Annotated in this window: 20 protein-coding genes; 4 read left to right on the top strand and 16 right to left on the bottom strand. The window is 65.9% G+C overall.

What is annotated here, in order from left to right:
- Nucleotides 1–4: 4 nt before the first annotated feature.
- The 3 genes from CMV14_RS17170 to cysD are packed head-to-tail and all read right to left on the bottom strand — an operon-like array spanning nt 5 to nt 3,560.
- Nucleotides 5–745 (bottom strand): 3'(2'),5'-bisphosphate nucleotidase CysQ, encoded by a 741-nt coding sequence (locus tag CMV14_RS17170; RefSeq protein ID WP_066962419.1) that lies wholly within the window; start codon nt 743–745, stop codon nt 5–7.
- The gene (gene cysN / locus CMV14_RS17175) at nt 745–2,655 is read right to left on the bottom strand and encodes a sulfate adenylyltransferase subunit CysN (RefSeq protein WP_066962113.1); all 1,911 of its coding nucleotides are present in this window, start codon (nt 2,653–2,655) and stop codon (nt 745–747) included. Before cysN ends, CMV14_RS17170 begins: the two co-directional genes overlap by 1 nt.
- Nucleotides 2,655–3,560, bottom strand: a complete 906-nt coding sequence (cysD, locus tag CMV14_RS17180) for a sulfate adenylyltransferase subunit CysD (protein WP_066962116.1) — start codon at nt 3,558–3,560, stop codon at nt 2,655–2,657. Before cysD ends, cysN begins: the two co-directional genes overlap by 1 nt.
- A 150-nt stretch (nt 3,561–3,710) precedes the next feature.
- Between cysD and CMV14_RS17185 the strand changes: the two genes are divergently transcribed.
- Entirely contained in the window at nt 3,711–4,046 is a 336-nt protein-coding gene (locus CMV14_RS17185) for a hypothetical protein (RefSeq protein ID WP_096367778.1), read from the top strand.
- 75 nt (nt 4,047–4,121) lie between these two features.
- On the opposite strand, the gene CMV14_RS17190 is transcribed toward CMV14_RS17185, so the two are convergent.
- From CMV14_RS17190 to purT, 3 genes are all read right to left on the bottom strand, one after another.
- The gene (locus CMV14_RS17190; RefSeq protein WP_066962122.1) at nt 4,122–4,433 is read right to left on the bottom strand and encodes a UrcA family protein; all 312 of its coding nucleotides are present in this window, start codon (nt 4,431–4,433) and stop codon (nt 4,122–4,124) included.
- A gap of 159 nt (nt 4,434–4,592) precedes the next feature.
- Nucleotides 4,593–4,979, bottom strand: a complete 387-nt coding sequence (locus CMV14_RS17195) for a RidA family protein (RefSeq protein ID WP_238147074.1) — start codon at nt 4,977–4,979, stop codon at nt 4,593–4,595.
- On the bottom strand, nt 4,976–6,160 hold the full coding sequence (gene purT / locus CMV14_RS17200; RefSeq protein WP_066962125.1) for a formate-dependent phosphoribosylglycinamide formyltransferase: 1,185 nt from the start codon (nt 6,158–6,160) through the stop codon (nt 4,976–4,978). The genes CMV14_RS17195 and purT overlap by 4 nt, the downstream gene beginning before the upstream one ends.
- A gap of 156 nt (nt 6,161–6,316) precedes the next feature.
- Between purT and CMV14_RS17205 the strand changes: the two genes are divergently transcribed.
- Entirely contained in the window at nt 6,317–7,483 is a 1,167-nt protein-coding gene (locus tag CMV14_RS17205) for a GGDEF domain-containing protein (RefSeq protein ID WP_066962126.1), read from the top strand.
- Nucleotides 7,484–7,519: 36 nt separating this feature from the next.
- Here the strand turns inward: CMV14_RS17205 and CMV14_RS17210 are convergent, their stop codons facing one another.
- The 7 genes from CMV14_RS17210 to CMV14_RS17240 all read right to left on the bottom strand — a co-directional run bounded on the left by CMV14_RS17210 (nt 7,520) and on the right by CMV14_RS17240 (nt 12,947).
- Complete coding sequence (locus CMV14_RS17210; protein WP_066962129.1) at nt 7,520–7,867, bottom strand: ArsC family reductase; 348 nt, start codon at nt 7,865–7,867, stop codon at nt 7,520–7,522.
- Nucleotides 7,868–7,898: 31 nt separating this feature from the next.
- Entirely contained in the window at nt 7,899–8,663 is a 765-nt protein-coding gene (pgeF, locus tag CMV14_RS17215; protein ID WP_066962132.1) for a peptidoglycan editing factor PgeF, read from the bottom strand.
- A complete protein-coding gene (locus CMV14_RS17220; RefSeq protein ID WP_066962136.1) occupies nt 8,660–8,950 on the bottom strand; it encodes an acylphosphatase in 291 nt (96 codons plus the stop codon). The genes pgeF and CMV14_RS17220 overlap by 4 nt, the downstream gene beginning before the upstream one ends.
- Nucleotides 8,947–10,017: a chorismate synthase gene (gene aroC, locus CMV14_RS17225; protein WP_066962139.1), complete on the bottom strand. Its 1,071-nt coding sequence runs from the start codon at nt 10,015–10,017 to the stop codon at nt 8,947–8,949. Before aroC ends, CMV14_RS17220 begins: the two co-directional genes overlap by 4 nt.
- 180 nt (nt 10,018–10,197) lie before the next feature.
- Nucleotides 10,198–11,001 (bottom strand): enoyl-ACP reductase FabI, encoded by an 804-nt coding sequence (fabI, locus tag CMV14_RS17230; RefSeq protein ID WP_066962142.1) that lies wholly within the window; start codon nt 10,999–11,001, stop codon nt 10,198–10,200.
- Between the two features lie 10 nt (nt 11,002–11,011).
- Nucleotides 11,012–11,935 carry a YihY/virulence factor BrkB family protein gene (locus CMV14_RS17235; protein WP_066962145.1) on the bottom strand — a complete coding sequence of 308 codons (924 nt, stop codon included), beginning with the start codon at nt 11,933–11,935 and terminating at the stop codon, nt 11,012–11,014.
- Nucleotides 11,936–11,978: 43 nt separating this feature from the next.
- A complete protein-coding gene (locus tag CMV14_RS17240) occupies nt 11,979–12,947 on the bottom strand; it encodes a DnaJ C-terminal domain-containing protein (RefSeq protein ID WP_066962148.1) in 969 nt (322 codons plus the stop codon).
- A gap of 167 nt (nt 12,948–13,114) precedes the next feature.
- On the opposite strand from CMV14_RS17240, the gene CMV14_RS17245 reads away from it, so the two are divergent.
- Nucleotides 13,115–14,218, top strand: a complete 1,104-nt coding sequence (locus CMV14_RS17245; RefSeq protein WP_066962151.1) for a zinc-binding metallopeptidase family protein — start codon at nt 13,115–13,117, stop codon at nt 14,216–14,218.
- 3 nt (nt 14,219–14,221) lie between these two features.
- Here CMV14_RS17245 and CMV14_RS17250 read toward each other — a convergent pair whose 3' ends face one another.
- Together CMV14_RS17250 and pnuC are read right to left on the bottom strand one after the other, a co-directional pair.
- Nucleotides 14,222–14,731 carry an ATP/GTP-binding protein gene (locus CMV14_RS17250; RefSeq protein ID WP_066962154.1) on the bottom strand — a complete coding sequence of 170 codons (510 nt, stop codon included), beginning with the start codon at nt 14,729–14,731 and terminating at the stop codon, nt 14,222–14,224.
- Nucleotides 14,728–15,303 carry a nicotinamide riboside transporter PnuC gene (pnuC, locus tag CMV14_RS17255; RefSeq protein WP_066962157.1) on the bottom strand — a complete coding sequence of 192 codons (576 nt, stop codon included), beginning with the start codon at nt 15,301–15,303 and terminating at the stop codon, nt 14,728–14,730. Before pnuC ends, CMV14_RS17250 begins: the two co-directional genes overlap by 4 nt.
- A 195-nt stretch (nt 15,304–15,498) precedes the next feature.
- Between pnuC and CMV14_RS17260 the strand changes: the two genes are divergently transcribed.
- On the top strand, nt 15,499–15,705 hold the full coding sequence (locus CMV14_RS17260) for a hypothetical protein (protein ID WP_238147075.1): 207 nt from the start codon (nt 15,499–15,501) through the stop codon (nt 15,703–15,705).
- Between the two features lie 21 nt (nt 15,706–15,726).
- Here the strand turns inward: CMV14_RS17260 and CMV14_RS17265 are convergent, their stop codons facing one another.
- Nucleotides 15,727–16,605 carry a transglutaminase family protein gene (locus tag CMV14_RS17265; RefSeq protein WP_066962160.1) on the bottom strand — a complete coding sequence of 293 codons (879 nt, stop codon included), beginning with the start codon at nt 16,603–16,605 and terminating at the stop codon, nt 15,727–15,729.
- Nucleotides 16,606–16,660 lie beyond the last annotated feature (55 nt).

A 16,660-nucleotide genomic window follows, 5' to 3' on the forward strand; every position in this document is an offset into this window, starting at 1 on the left:
CCGATCAGGCTGCCTGGTTCAGGTCGCCGACCAGGCGGAGTATCTCCTCCGCCAAACCGGCGGGACAGATCAGCAGGTCGGGCAGCCAGGGATTGGCGTGGTTGTAGGTCAGCCGCGATCCGTCGATGCGCGAGCAGTGCAGCCCGGCCGCCCGCGCCACAGCGACTGGCGCGCAATTGTCCCACTCATATTGGCCGCCCGAATGGAGGTAGATGTCGGCCTCGCCGCGCACCACCGCCATCGCCTTGGCCCCCGCCGAGCCCATCGGCACCAGCTCGGCGCCGAGCGTCCCGGCCACGGCCACCGCCTCGGCGGCGGGGCGGGTGCGGCTGACCAGCATGCGCAGGGTCTGCGCGGCGGGCTGCAAGGCGGGGGGCGCCGCGGAGTCGAGGGTCAACCCCAGGCCCGGCAGCGCCACGGCGCCGATGCTGGGCTGGCCGCCGATTGCGAGCGCGACATGAACCGCCCAGTCGGCGCGGCCCTCACCATATTCGCGGGTGCCATCGAGCGGGTCGACGATCCACACCCGCTCGACCGAGCAGCGCGCGGTGTCGTTGACCTCCTCCTCGGACAGGATCGCGTCATCGGGCCGCTCACGCCGCAGCGTCTCCATGATGAAGGCGTTGGCGATGCGGTCCCCCTCGACACCAAGCGCCTTGCCCTCGAATCGTCCGGAACCGCGAAGGTCGAGCAGCATCCGTCCCGCGCGGTCGGCGATGTGGATCGCCAGCTCGACGTCGTTCATCATTCCTCGCCCAGCAGTTTCGCGATGATCAGCTCGGCCGCCTCCTCGGGGGAGGTGGCCGCGGTGTCGATCCGTATCTCGGGCGTGTCGGGTGCCTCATAGGGGCTGTCGATGCCGGTGAAGTTCTTGAGCTCGCCCGAGCGCGCCTTCTTGTAGAGGCCCTTCACGTCGCGCTTCTCCGCCTCGGCCAGGCTGGTGTCGATATGCACCTCGACGAACTCGCCGGGCGCCATCATCGCCCGCACCATGTCGCGCTCCGCCCGGAAGGGAGAGATGAAGGCGGTGATGACGATCAGCCCGGCGTCGGTCATCAGCTTCGCGACCTCGCCGACCCGGCGGATATTCTCCACCCGATCGGCATCGGTGAAGCCCAGATCCTTGTTGAGGCCGTGACGGACATTGTCGCCGTCGAGCAGGAAGGTGTGCCGGTTCATCCGGGTCAGCTTCTTCTCGACGATGTTGGCGATGGTCGACTTGCCGGCGCCTGACAGGCCGGTGAACCATAGCACGGCCGGCTTCTGGTTCTTCAGGTCGGCGCGCTTCTCGCGGCTGGTGTCGGTCGCCTGCCAGTGGACATTCTGCGAGCGGCGCAGGCAGAAATGCAGCATACCCGCCGCGACGGTGGCGTTGGTCAGCTTGTCGATCAGGATGAAGCCGCCCAGCGTGCGGCTGTCGGCATAGGGCTCGAACACGATCGGGCGATCGGTGGTGAGGTTGGCCACGCCGATCGCGTTGAGCCCCAGCGTCTTCGCCGCCAGATGGTCCATGCTGTTCACATCGACCTGATATTTCGGCGCCTGGATCGTGGCGGTGACGGTCTGGGTGCCGAGCTTCAGCCAATAAGGACGACCTGGCAGCATCTCCTGCTCCGCCATCCAGACGATGCTCGCCTCGAACTGATCGGCGACCTGCGGAGGCTGATCGGCGAGCGCGATGACGTCGCCGCGCGAGCAGTCGATCTCGTCGGCGAAGGTCAGCGTCACCGACTGGCCGGCCACCGCCCTGTCGAGATCGCCATCCAGCGTGACGATGCGGGTGACGGTGGAGGTCTTTCCCGAAGGCAGCACCCGGATCGCGTCGCCGGGCTTCACCTCGCCGGTCGCCACCAGGCCGGAAAAGCCCCGAAAATCGAGATTGGGGCGATTGACCCACTGCACTGGCAGGCGGAACGGCCGGGCGCGGTCGGCGGCGACATCGATCTCGACGGTCTCGAGATGATCGATCAGGGTCGGGCCCTGATACCAGGGCGTCCGATCCGAGCGGGTCGTGATGTTGTCGCCGGCGATCCCCGAGATGGGGATGGCGGTGAAGCTGGTGATTCCGATCTCGGTCGCGAAGGCGCGATAGGCCAGCAGGATGCGGTCGAACACACCCTGATCATAATCGACCAGATCCATCTTGTTGATCGCGAGCACGATGTTCTTCACGCCGATCAGATGCGCCAGATAGCTGTGCCGCCGCGTCTGGGTCAGCACGCCCTTGCGCGCGTCGATCAGGATCACCGCGAGGTCGGCGGTCGAGGCGCCGGTCACCATGTTGCGGGTGTACTGCTCATGCCCCGGCGTGTCGGCGACGATGAACTTGCGCTTCGGGGTCGAGAAGAAGCGATAGGCGACGTCGATCGTGATGCCCTGCTCGCGCTCCGCGGCGAGCCCGTCGACGAGCAGCGCGAAATCAATGTTCTGGCCCTGGGTGCCAACCCGCTTGCTGTCGGCTTCGAGCGCCGCCAGCTGATCCTCGAAGATCATCTTCGAATCGTAGAGCAGGCGCCCGATCAGCGTCGACTTGCCGTCGTCCACCGAGCCGCAGGTGATGAAGCGCAGCAGCGACTTCTCGCGCTGCTGTTCCAGATAGGCGTCGATATCCTCGGCGATGAGGGCGTCGGCCTCGTACTCGTAGCCGTCCGCCATCAGAAATATCCTTCCTTCTTCTTCTTCTCCATCGAGGCGTCGCCGGCATCCTTGTCGATGGCCCTGCCCTGCCGCTCCGAGGTCGTCGTCAGCAGCATCTCCTGGATCACCTCATTGAGGGTCGCGGCCTCGCTCTCGACCGCGCCGGTCAGCGGGTAGCAGCCGAGCGTGCGGAAGCGGATCGAGCGCTCCACCGGCGTCTCGCCGGGCTTGAGCGGGAAGCGGTCGTCATCGACCATCAGCAGCAACCCGTCACGCTCCACGGTCGGACGCCTGGCCGCGAAATAGAGCGGGACGATCGGGATGTCGTTGAGCTGGATATATTGCCAGATGTCCAGCTCGGTCCAATTGCTGATCGGGAAGACGCGGATGCTCTCGCCCTTGGCCTTGCGGGCGTTGTAGAGGTTCCACAGCTCGGGCCGCTGGTTCTTCGGGTCCCAGGCATGGCTGGCGGTACGAAAGGAGAAGATGCGCTCCTTGGCGCGGCTCTTCTCCTCGTCGCGGCGCGCCCCCCCGAAGGCCGCGTCGAAGCCATATTTGTCGAGCGCCTGCTTTAGCCCCTCGGTCTTCCACATGTCGGTGTGCAGCGGGCCATGGTCGAACGGGTTGATCCCGCGCTCCCTGGCTTCCGGGTTATGATAGACGAGCAGTTCCATGCCGCTCTCCTTCGCCATCCGGTCGCGCAGCTCGTACATCGCCTTGAACTTCCAGGTCGTATCGACATGGAGCAGCGGAAAGGGCGGCGGCGAGGGATAGAAGGCCTTGCGGGCGAGATGCAGCATCACCGCCGAATCCTTGCCGACCGAATAAAGCATCACCGGGCGTTCGCACTCGGCAACGACCTCGCGAAGGATGTGGATGCTCTCGGCCTCTAGCCGCTGGAGATGGTTCAATCTGTCGCTCATGCCGTGGCCTCCTACCGAAGCGCAGGCGTCAGCGCCCGAAAATTAAAGTTGGAAAGCCGGTAGGAAATGTGGCGCCCCGCCAGCATGGTGGCGCCGACGGCGCCGCTGCTGTAACCGGTTGGGCCTGTCCGGCATCCGGGGGGACGTCGCTTGAGACTTGCAAGATTATCGCTGGTCGCGCCGCTGGCCCTGCTGTCGGCCTGCGAAATGACAGTGGAGGTCGCCGGCATGCTCGGCGGAACCGAAGCTCTTACCGGATCGATGACCCATTATGACGACGGCGGCACGATCGAACTGTTCGGCGGCCCGAATACCCACTGCATCGGCAATTTTGAATATCATCGCCGAAACCGGGGGATAGGCGGCGAAGGCACACTGGTCTGCGACGATCGGCGCATGGGACCGTTCAGCTTCGCGCTGAGCGGGATGCGCCATGGGGTCGGCTATGGAACGCTCAACGGCGTTCCCTACAGCTTCCGCTTCTGAAACGGCAAAGGCCGCCAGCGAAGGTCTGGAGTCCCTTCGGCTGGCGGCCTTGCTGGAGGCCATCGGATCGGCCGCTTAGCGGGCGGCGAGCTGCAGGTCCGAAACCTTGTTCACCGCCAGCTTGGCCTTGGCGGCGCCGATCGCGTCGCGGCGGCAGTTGGCGACCTTGATGCTGGTGCCCAGATCCGAAGCGCCGCAGGCCTGATAGGCCGCCTTGCGGATGCGGGCGTCGAGCTTGGCGGCGCCGGTGTCGCTGGCGACGTTCAGATCGCCATAGGCAACAGGAACGCTGACCGGTTCGGCACGCAGCGGGGTCGCCGCAGCGACGGTGATGAAGGTGGCGACAACCGCGAAGCTGGCGGCGACGGTGTTCTTGAAGCTCTGCATTTTAACGTCCCTTTCGATGTGCGTTGTGGATGCACACACTTCAGCAGGAACCGTGCCAAATGTAATTTCGCTGAAAATTCCGTATTTTTTCTAAATCGCGGCGGAATATGATTGCCAATTATCTGCAATATTCACCGATCATCGGGGTTTTACACCATATCATCGCCTGCGCAGCGCTGTTACTTCGATCTCCACCTTCATCTCGGGCTTAATCAGTCCCACGATCAGCGCCGTCGCGGCCGGCCGAATGTCGCCGAACGCCTCGCCCAGCACCGGGCCGACCTCGTCCCAATAAGCGGCATCGGTGAAATAATAGGTGGCCCGCACGACATCGGCCATCGCGAAGCCCGCGCCTTCCAGCGTGCGCCCGATCAGCGCCAGCGCGTTGCGCGCCTGCTCGGCCGCGCTTTCCGGCATGATCCGGGTTTCGGGATCATAGCCGGTCGTCCCGGCGACGAAGGCCCAGTCGCCGTCGACCAGCGCGCGGCTGTAGCCGACCTGCTTCTCGAACGGCGAACCCGACGAGATCAGCGTACGCGGCATCATTCCTCCTCCACATAGACGATGCGGACCTTCGCCGCCGCCGCCCGCGCCGCCGCGCGAGCCTCGTCGGCGCCGCCTTTGCGCGCCAGCGCCAGCGCCACGCCCATCCGCCGGTTAGGCCGGGTCACCGGCTTGCTGAACAGCCGCACGTCGGTTTCAATGCCGGGCATCGGCGCCAGCGCCTCGGCGACGCCTTCGAAATGGAAATCCTCGGCATGGCGATCGGCGAGGATCACCGCCGAGGCGGCCGCGCCGTTGAGGTGGATGTGCGGGATCGGCAGCCCCAGCACCGCGCGGGCGTGGAGATCGAACTCGGTGAGGTTCTGCGAGATCAGCGTGACCATGCCGGTGTCGTGCGGACGCGGCGACAGTTCGGAGAAGATCACCTGTTCACCCGCGACGAAGAACTCGACACCGAACAGCCCGTAGCCGCCGAGATTGTCGACCACCTTGCGCGCCATGTCCTGCGCGGCGGCGAGCGCCTTCTTCGACATCGGCGTCGGCTGCCAGCTTTCCATATAGTCGCCGCGTTCCTGCCTGTGGCCGATCGGCTCGCAGAAGATCACACCCTGGCGGGTGCGGATCGTCAGCAGGGTGATTTCATAGTCGAAGGCGATGAACGCCTCGACGATCACCCGCTTGCGGTCGCCGCGCATCCCATCGACGGCATAGTCCCAGGCCGCATCGACCGCGCCCTCGGCGGTGACGATGCTCTGGCCCTTGCCCGACGACGACATCACCGGCTTGACGACGCAGGGAATGCCGACCTTCGCCACCGCCGCGCGCATCTCGTCGAGGCTCTCGGCATAGAGGAAGCGCGAGGTGACGAGGCCCAGTTCGTTCGCCGCGACGTCGCGGATGCGGTCGCGGTTCATCGTCAGCATCGTCGCACGCGCCGACGGCACGATCGAATAGCCGCGATCCTCATAGTCCTTGAGCACCTCGGTCCGGATCGCCTCTACCTCGGGCACGACATGATCGGGCTTGTGCTTCTCGATCACGGCCGCCAGCGCCTCGCCGTCGAGCATGGAGAACACCTCATGCTCGTCGGCGACCTGCATCGCCGGGGCACCGGCATAGGAATCGCACGCGATCACATGCGCGCCCAGCCGCTTGGCGGCGATCACGAACTCGCGGCCCAACTCGCCCGAACCGAGCAGCAGGATCTTCGCAATGGGGGTCATCAGGGCTTCTCCTTGAAAGCAGCCGATAGACGGTCGGCTCCGCCAGGTGAAGCGGGCAGGCCGCGATTTCCCGGCGGCAGCCACAACTTCATTTTACCACGGCCTCCTAAGGGTTTATGGAGAGGGGAACGATAATCAGGGGAGCGATCCGGCCGCGTGTCGGTAGATGCATTCATCTTTGCGATACTGCTCGTCGTCAATGCGCTGATGGCGCTGGCGATGCTGCTCGCCGCACGCACGCTGGGCCAGCCCAGGATCGCCTATATCCTGGCGTGCACCTTCGGCATCAACGTGCTGCTCTACATTGTCGATGCGATCTACATCTTCCTGTTCCGCGGCAATCTGGCGCTCAACCTGATCGTCAGCATGATCGCGATGACGCCGCCCATTTTCGCCGCAACCGCCTATCGGCTGCGCTCGGGACTGCCGCTCCACCTTGGCCGGCTCGCCGCAGCCCACCTGGCGGCGACCGCGCTGATCCTGTGGTTCAGCTATTTCGACCCGAACCGGGGATATCGCAGCGCGATCGTGCCGCTGTTCGCAGCCTCGGTGCTGATCTTCGGCACCACAGCCCTGGTAAGGCCCGGCCGCCGCCTGCGGCTGGGCGAACGGCCGATCGTCATCACCAGCTATGCGCTGGCGGCGATCGAGGTCGCCGGCGGCCTCGTCCTCGCGGCGATGCGCAACTCGCCCACGCCTGCGCTCGAACGGGCCTATACGATGATCGTCTTCCTCGGCCTGCCCGGGCTGACCGTCGCGGCCGGCATCTTCTCGCTCTATCTGCTCGCCGGAGACCTGGCCGAGCGGCTGCGCGTCGCCGCCGACACCGATTCGCTGACCGGCGCACCAAACCGCCGCGCGATCGAGGTGACGGGGGCGCGGCTGATGGACGAGGCGCGGATCGCCGGACGGCCGCTCACCATCGCCATCTGCGACGTGGACCATTTCAAGGAGATCAACGATCTCCATGGCCATGGCCATGGCGACGAGGTGTTGTGCCGGCTGACCGGCCTGTTCCGCGAGCAGCTCGCGGAAGGCGGCGACTATGGCCGCTTCGGCGGCGAGGAATTCGTCCTGTTCTTCCCTGGCAGCAATCTCGAGCAGGCCCGCCGCCGGGTCGAAGCGCTGCGCGAGCGGATCATGGAGATCAGCATCGGCGATCTTCCGATCCGGCTAACCGCCAGCTTCGGTGTCGCCGGCATGAGCCTGACCGACCAGAGCCTGGCCGACATCGTCCGCCGCGCCGACCGCGCGCTCTATGCGTCGAAGGAGGCCGGCCGCAACCGTACGACGGTGGACCGGCAGGGGCAGCTGGCGGGATAGGCGTCACCCCCGCTTCCGCCGGGAGCAACGATCTTTTCAGCCCAGCTTCGCCTGATAGGCATCGGGCTTGAAGTCGACGAGCAGGTCGCCGTCGACGTCGAGCACCGGCCGCTTGATCATCGAGGGCTGCGCCTCCATCAGTGCGATCGCCTTCGCCTCGTCGATGCCGGCCTTGGCGGAATCCGGGAGCTTCTTGAAGGTCGTGCCCGCCCGGTTGAGCAGCACCTCCCATCCAACCTTTCCAGTCCAGCCCTTCAAGGTCTGCGCATCGATCCCCGCGGCCTTGTAGTCGTGGAAATCATAGTCGCGGCCGCGCCCCTCCAGCCAGGTGCGCGCCTTCTTGATCGTGTCGCAATTCTTGATGCCGTACATGGTGATCGCCATGATGAAGGTCTCCTCTCGAAGGATGGCGTGTTCAGGGCAGGCCGATCAGCGATATCTGCCGGCCATAGCCGGTCTCGCCCCTGTGGGTCGCGCGGCGAAAGCTGAAGAAGCGCTCGGGCTGGGCATAGGTGTCCTCGCCGAGCGCGATCACCCTTCCCACCCCCGCCGCCCCCAACCGGTGGGCGACATAGGCCTCGATGTCGAACTGGGCATGGCCGGGGCGGCGGCCGTCGGCGAAGAAGCGTTCATTGGCCGGGTCGTCCGCCTCGAAGCGGCGGACGAAACCCTCGTCGACCTCATAGCTTGCCCGGGCGATGCATGGCCCGATCGCGGCGACGATCCGCGCGCGGTCGGCGCCCAGCTTCTCCATCTCCGCCAGGGTCGCGTCGGTTACGCCGGTGATCGCGCCCTTCCAGCCGGCATGCGCCGCACCGACCACCCCCGCCGCCGCGTCGGCGAACAGCACCGGCACGCAATCGGCGGTGAGGATGCCGAGCAGCAGGCCCGGCCTGTCGGTCACCAGCGCGTCGGCATGCGGCCGGGCATCGTCGGGATAAGGCGCGGTGACCGCCACGGCATCGGACGAATGGACCTGATGAAGGGTAACCAGCTTATGGCCCGGCGCCACCGCGGCAACAGCGCGCCGGCGGTTCTCGCGGATCGCGTCGCGATCGTCGTCCGATCCCAGCCCGACGTTCAGCCCGGCATGGATGCCTTCGGAAACCCCGCCCTCGCGGCCCAGAAAGCCATGTGGCAGGCCGTCGAGCGCAGCGATCCGGATGGGGCGGACATTCATACCGTCGGCTTTTGGCTGAAGCCCTGCGCGACCACGCCAGGGGTCTCCTCGACGATCACCGCATCGACCCGCGACGGCGGCGAACCGCGATGCATCCGGGCGATCAGTTCCTCGACCTTGTGCACGGGGCCGGCCGCGACCGCCTCCACCGATCCGTCATGGCGGTTGCGAACCCAGCCGTCGACGCCCAGATCGGCCGCCTGCTCGATCGTCCAGGCGCGGAAGAAAACGCCCTGCACCTTACCCTTCACATGGATGCGGCGGGCGATACGATCTTCCTGCGTCATCCCACCTGCGCCCGGTGCAGCAGCTTCTGGTCGGCCAGGACCAGCGCCACCATCGCCTCCAGCACCGGCGCCGCGCGGATGCCGACACAGGGGTCGTGGCGGCCCTTGGTGCGGATGTCGGAGGCCTGGCCATCGCGGCCGATCGTCTCGACCGGGGTCAGGATCGACGAGGTCGGCTTCAACGCGATGCGGACGATCAGCGGCTGGCCGGTCGAGATGCCACCGGCGACCCCGCCGGCATGGTTGGCGAGGAAGACCGGCTTGCCGTCGTTGCCGGGCCGCATCGGATCGGCGTTTGTCTCTCCGGTCAGCCGCGCGGCGTCGAAGCCGTCACCAATCTCGACGCCCTTGACCGCGTTGATCGACATGCATGCCGACGCCAGCTCGCTATCGAGCTTGGCATAGAGCGGCGTACCCCAGCCGGCGGGCAATCCTTCCGCCACGCATTCGACGATCGCGCCGACGGAGGAACCGGCCTTGCGCGCCTCATCGACGATCGTTTCCCAGCGCCCCGCCGCCGCGCGATCGGGGCAGAAGAAGGGATTCTCGTCGATCGCGGCATCATCGAAGGCCGCGCGGTCGATGGTATCGCCGCCCAGCTCGACCAGATAGGCGCGGATCCGGACTTCGGGGATCACCAGCCGCGCGACAGACCCCGCCGCGACCCGCGATGCCGTCTCGCGCGCCGAGCTGCGCCCGCCGCCGCGATAGTCGCGAAAGCCATATTTGGCGTCATAGGCATAGTCGGCATGGCCGGGCCGATAGGCCAGCGCGACCTCCGAATAATCCTTCGAGCGCTGGTCGACATTCTCGATCATCAGGCTGATCGGGGTGCCGGTGGTCCTGCCCTCGAACACGCCCGACAGGATGCGGACCTGATCGGGCTCCTGCCGCTGGGTGGTGAAGCGCGAGGTGCCCGGCCGACGCTTGTCGAGCCAGGGCTGGATATTGGCCTCGCTCAGCGCCAGCCCCGGCGGGCAGCCATCGACCACGGCACCGATCGCGGGCCCATGGCTTTCCCCCCAGGTGGAGAAACGAAAGACGCGGCCGAAGCTGTTGAACGACATCTTACCAATTCTCGCTCGCCATTGCGCCTCGCGCCCTAGGGCAAATTGCTCCGGCCGTCATCCCCGCGGAGGCGGGGATCCATATTCCCTGACGCAGGAGGTTATGGATTCCCGCTTCCGCGGGAATGACGAACGGAGATATGTTTCCCCTCCCTCTCCCCTGAAGGGAGAAGGAGATTCTCAGGCCAGCGCGATATCAGGGGCGTCCTCGGCCTTCATGCCGATGACGTTGTAGCCGGCATCGACATGGTGGATTTCCCCGGTCACGCCCGACGCCAGATCGGACAGCAGGTAAAGCCCGGCCCCGCCAACATCCTCTATCGTCACGTTGCGGCGAAGCGGCGAGTTCAGCTCGTTCCACTTCAGGATATAGCGGAAATCGCCGATGCCGCTGGCCGCCAGCGTCTTGATCGGGCCGGCCGAGATCGCGTTGACGCGGATATTCTCCGGCCCCAGGTCCATCGCGAGATATTTGACGCTGGTCTCCAGCGCAGCCTTGGCGACGCCCATGACGTTGTAGTGCGGCACGACCTTCTCGGCGCCATAGTAGCTCAGCGTCAGCACCGAACCGCCATTCGGCATCATCGCCCGCGCCCGCTTCGTCACCGCGACCATCGAATAGGTCGAGATGTTCATCGTCATCAGGAAATTCTCGAGGCTGGTATCGACATATTTGCCGCGCAGCTCGTTCTTGTCCGAGAATCCGATCGCGTGGACGACGAAGTCGATCGTCGGCCAGCGCTCGGCCAGCGTGCCGAACGCCACGTCCAATGCCGCCATGTCGGACACGTCACACTCGATCAGGAAATCCGAGCCCACCTCCTCGGCGAGCGGGCGGACGCGCCGTTCCAGCGCCTCGCCCTGATAACTGAACGCCATCTCGGCCCCTTGCGCGTGGAGCGCCTTGGCAATCCCCCATGCCAGCGAACGATCATTGGCCAGACCCATGATCAACCCGCGCTTGCCTTGCATCAAACCCGCCACGACATCTCCATCACTTTGTGGGCGCAGGGTCCTTTACAGAAGTTTCCGGGCTTTCCGCTAGAGCCGCGTTGAGATGTGCGCCGAAAACCAGTCCGAGCCCCACCAGCCAGAAGAACAGCAGGGTGACGATCACCCCTGCCAGGCTGCCATAGGTGCGGCCATAGCCCCCGAACAGCGATACGACCATGGGCAGCAGCATCGTCACCGCCATCCACCATAGCGCGGTGAACAGCGCACCCGGCCATTTGGGACAGGGGGACAGGCGGTATTTGAGCGGAGTCAGCGTCGCGAACATCGCATAGAGCGCGGCCATCAGCATCAGCAGCGGCGCGATCCGCGTCAGGCTGATCAGCGGCTGGACATCGGCGCCGAAGGGCAGCAGCCGCCAGACGAACTGTTCGATGCCGGTGAGCACCACCTGGGCGCTGAAGGCCGACATTGCGAGCACGACCGACGCAAGAATGATCAGGATCGACCCGGCACGATAATGCCAGAAGCTTTTCGAAGGCTTGGTGCCATAGGCGCGCTGGAGGATATCGCGGATCGTCTCGACGAAGCTTCCCACCGTCCACAGGCCGACCAGCGCACCGAGCCATAGCAGCGCGCCACTATTCTGCGCGGCGAGCACATCCTCGATCGGTTTGGCGACAAGCTCGCGGACCGAGGGGGGCACGGTCGCCAGGAAACCATAGACTGCGTGCTGGACATCGGGGGTGCGGCCGAACAGCTGCGCCAGCGCCGCCATTACGATGAAGAAGGGAAACATGGTCAGCAGCGCCAGATAGGCGATGTTGCCGGCGTGGATGAAGCCGTCGGCATAGACGCCCAGGGCGGCCCGACGGACGACGGCATAGAGCCGTCCACCGGGCCGCATTTCGTTGAGATGTTTCTCGAACGGGCGCCTGTGCCGTGCTTCGGGGGATTCGTCGCTCACCAAAGCATCGGTTCCTGTCCCCTTGGCGATCCGGCCTGCCCGCTCAAACGCCTAGACTAGCCCTCGGGTTGCGCTGGCCCTTGCCCGGCCAGGATTCGATGAAGGCCTCCAGCGCCGCATCGTCGGCGGGAATGTCGATCATCACCGTGACGAGCTGGTCGCCGCGCGATCCGTCCTTGCGGTGAAATCCCTTGCCCTTGAGCCGCAGCGTCTTGCCCGAGCTGGTGCCCTTGGGGATCGCCAGCATCACCGCGCCATCGACGGTCGGTACCTTCACCCTGGCACCGGCCACCGCCTCGTCGATCGCGACTGGAAGATCCAGCCGGACATCGTCCTCGTCGCGGCGGAAGAAGCGGTGCGGGCGCACCTCGATCGCGATGATCGCGTCGCCACGGCCGCCCTGCCCTTCCTCGCCCTGGCCGGCAAGGCGCATATGCGTGCCGGTCTCGACCCCGTTGGGCAGCTTCACGTCGATCGTCTTGCCGTTCGACAGCGTGATGCGCTGCGGCTTCAGCGCCGCGGCATCCTCAAACGGAACCGCCAGCCGGTAGTTGACGTCCGCGCCCTTCAGCGGCCGGCCGCCGCCCTGTGTCCCGAAGCCGCCGAAACCGCCGCGCCGGCCGCCGCCCGCGCTACCGCCAGCGCGGTTGCGGCCGAAAATTCCTTCGAAGATGTCGCCGAAATCAGAAGCGTCGCCGCCGAATTCGAAACCCGCGCCGCCCGGCCCCGCGCCCGGATGGAAACCGCCGCTTCCGCCGCCGCGTCCGCCGAACCCGAAGGGACCGCGCGGATTGCCCTGCTCGTCAATCTCGCCGCGATCATATTGGGCACGCTTGTCGCGGTCGGACAGCAGGTCATAGGCGGCGGTGACTTCGGAAAAGCGCTCCGCCGCCTTGGGATTGTCCTGATTGCGGTCGGGGTGCAACTCTTTGGCGAGCTTGCGATAGGCCTTCTTGATCTCGGCCTCGTCCGCCCCGCGCTTCACACCCAGCTTCGAATAGAGGTCCGCCATGGTTGTCGTCGTCATCCTGCCGCCACGCCTGTTGCAAAAATACAACAGATGAGATGTGGTCCCCCTTGCCATTCCGCAAGTGAAAAAATCCTTTTCGCGGCAACCCGCCGGAACCCGCAGCGTTCTTGCGGCCTGATCGTTCCAACTGCAAGCGGCTTACCCCATCCATGGCGCCCTATCCCTGTCCGAACTGCAAACGCCTTCTCCACTTCGAGGTGCGGGTCTGCCCTGCCTGCGCCTTCACCCTGGGTTACGACCCCGCGTCGGACGGCTTCCTGTTCCTCGGCGATGGAGCAACGACGTGGCGAGACATCGACGGCCGGGCGCATGATTTGGCCGTCTGCGCCAACAACAACGCATATGAGGTCTGCAACTGGCTCGTCGCGACGGGGGATGACACCCCCTATTGCCGGGCCTGCCGCCACAACCGGACGATCCCCGACCTGACCGTGCCGAGCGTCCCGCCGCGCTGGCGCAAGATCGAGGAAGCGAAGCGGCGAATGTTCCACACGCTGATCCGGCTGGGCCTGCCGCTGGAGACCAAGGCGGAGGAGGCCGGCAGGGTGCAGGGCCTCGCCTTCGATTTCCTTTATGATCCGCTGGCCGAGGAGCAGGGCCAGACCCAGATCACCACCGGCCATGACGGCGGCGTGGTGACGCTCAACCTGATCGAGGCCGACGATGTGCTGCGCGAGCGGATGCGCCGCGACATGGGCGAGCCCTACCGCACCCTGCTCGGCCATTTCCGGCATGAGGTCGGTCATCACTACTGGTCGCGGCTGATCGAGACCGATCCGGTCGAACTCGCGGCGTTCCGCAACGTCTTCGGCGACGAGACGATCGACTACGCCCAGGCCCTGCAGGACCATTATGGCCCCAACAGCGCGAAGGTCTGGACCGACGACTATGTAAGCTTCTACGCGACCGCCCATCCATGGGAGGATTTCGCGGAAACCTTCGCCCATTATCTGCACATGGTCGATACATTGGCGACGATCGGCGGGTTCGACATGCGGATGGCGGCCTTCCCCGGCCCCGAAAGCCATGGTGGGCCAGCGGTGAACTTCGATCCCTACACCGCCTCGACCGATGCCCTGAGCGCGCAGATGGTGCCGTGGAGCTTCGCGCTCAACGCCGCCAACCGCAGCATGGGGCAGCCCGATCTCTACCCCTTCCGCCTGTCGCCCGCAATCACCGGCAAGATCGACTATGTGAACCGGCTGGTAGCGAAGGCGGCAGGACGCGGCCCGCAGGCGGCGAAGGCGGCCTGACCGTCATGCCCCGATCGCGGCCAGCGCCGTTTCGATCCGCGCGTCGATCGGCCCGCGGATCAGGGTGAAGGGCTGGCCGGTGCGGACAAGCTCCGCCTCGTAGAAATCATGCTGCTGCTGGCGAAAAGCCGAATCCTCGCGCCAGCCATCCTGCACGAACGGGAAATCGGGTGCGCAGAGCAGGCTGTGGTCGTAGCGCCGCTCCGCCAGCGCCGCCAGCCGCGGATCGACCCTTCCGAACAGCGCCTGGCTGTAGAAGGCGGTGACCAGCGGCGTCGTGTCGCAGAACAGGAACCGTTTCGCCCGGGCCGCCGCCTTGTCCTCTCGGATCACCTGCACCTCGCCGATGTGGAGCAGGTCTTCGAAATCCAGCGCGCCATCGCGCTTCACCCAGAGTTCGCGGCCATATTCCTCGACCCACAGCGTATCGAGCCGCGTTGCCAACCCGGCCGCGAGCGTCGACTTGCCGCTCGATTCGCCGCCCAGCAGGGCGATGCGGCCGACCGCGCTCATGCCGGCACCGTCGCCCCGGCGCGGTGCATCTCGCGCCGCCAGACCCACAGCCCGTAGATGTTGCTGGCCAGATAGCAGGCATAGAGAAAGGCGGTCAGTTGGAGGTCCCTCGACAGGTAGAGCGGCACGGAGATCATGTTGACCGCCAGCCAGATATACCAGTTCTCGATCATCCGCCGCATCAGCAGAAGCTGGCCGATCACGCTGAGCACCAGCACGGACGAATCGACGAAGGGTGCATAGGCGTTCGTGAACCGATGGAGCAGCGCGCCATAGCCCAGGCCGACGACCAGCCCGGCAAATCCCATCGCCGGCAGCAGCGCGGGCGGCGCGTGGCGGATCGGCAATGGCGCCCCGGCATTGCCCCGCAGCCACATCCACCACCCCGTCGCGCTGATGCCGATGAAGAAGAATTGCAGGGTAACATCGGCATAGAGCCGAGCGTCGTAGAAAAGGACGGCGAACAGCGTGCAGCCGATGATGCTGGTCCACCAGCCGTGGATGCTGTTGCGCGCCGCGAGCAGGATAGAGGCGGTCGCGAACGCATTGGCCGCGATTTCAAGCAGATTCACGCAACCCGTCCCCCGCGCGTCCCCCGACGCGCTTCAAAGCAGGCGCGCGCCGCCGCGTCAAACCGCCAGGGCGGGGCATCATAATTTACACATGTTGACACGCCTTTGCCCGCCGGATCGGCTAGATCGGCACCATTCGGACGAGATGGGAACGGGATGATGTACGAGCCGGTCATACACTGGGGCGCGATCGCGATGTTCGGATCGATCCTGTTCGGCTGGATCGCCATCAACCTCGTCATGCAATGGCATGAAAGGCGGAAACGCCGCCTCTCGCGCGGCTTTCGCAGCATGAAGTCGGTCGCGAGCCGGCAGCGGGAGCGCGCCCGCCGGGTCAAGTGGGCCGATCCCCGCCCCGCCGCCGCCCGCGGCCCTGCGCAACGCAATGCTGGCTGGCGCTGACGGGCGGGACCTTCGACCGGCCTAACCCAAAGGCTCCACGTCGACCGACACGTCGATCTTCTGCCCTTCCTGGCCGGTGAACACCCCGTCGATCGGGGCGACATCGGCATAGTCCCGCCCCATGGCGGTGACGATATGGTCGCTGCCGACCATGCAGGCGTTGGTCGGATCGAAGCCGAGCCAGCCGCGCTCCTTGCCGCACCAGATCACCACCCAGGCGTGGGTGGCATCTGCGCCGACCAACCGCTCCTTGCCGGGCGGCGGCACGGTGCGCAGATAGCCCGAGACATAGGCAGCCGGCAGCCCCGCCCCGCGCAGGCCCGCGATCATGATCTGGGCGAAATCCTGGCAGACGCCGTGGCGCTTCTCGAACGCCTCGATCGGGCTGGTGTCGACGGTGGTGGCGCTGCCGTCATATTTGAAACGGTCATGGATGCGGGTGGCCAGCGCCAGCCCCGCGTCGACGATCCCGCGTGCCGGATCGAGATGCTCCGCACACCAGGCAGTGATGGCTGAACTCAGCGGGATCGAAGGCGAGGGATAGAGATAGTTGGCAGGGCTCTCCACGCCCATGTCGATCGTGCCGCGCGCGGCCCCCGCGATGGCGGCGATGCTCGGATCGCCGGGGCGTGGCGTAGGGGTCGGGCGGTCGACCCGCATGCGGAAGCGGCTCTCTATCACCAGCTCGCGGGTCGGCTTCTCCATCACCATGCGGCTGACATGGCCGAGATAACCGATCGGCCGCGTGCCGGTGATCCGCGCTACCGGCGACAGTTCCAGCTCATAGCGCTCCAGCGTCTGTCCGGCCCATTCGACGGGGCGGAGACGAAGGTTGCAGCGCGCGAAGCTCACCGGATAGGCATAGCGGAAGCGTGTCTTGTGGCGGACCTGATAGTGCATCACCGGCCGCCTCCTTTCCAAATATCGTCGCCCCAGCGACGGCAAGGGACAGCCC

Origin of the sequence: Rhizorhabdus dicambivorans (assembly GCF_002355275.1) — a bacterium.
Taxonomy (GTDB): Bacteria; Pseudomonadota; Alphaproteobacteria; order Sphingomonadales; family Sphingomonadaceae; genus Rhizorhabdus; species Rhizorhabdus dicambivorans.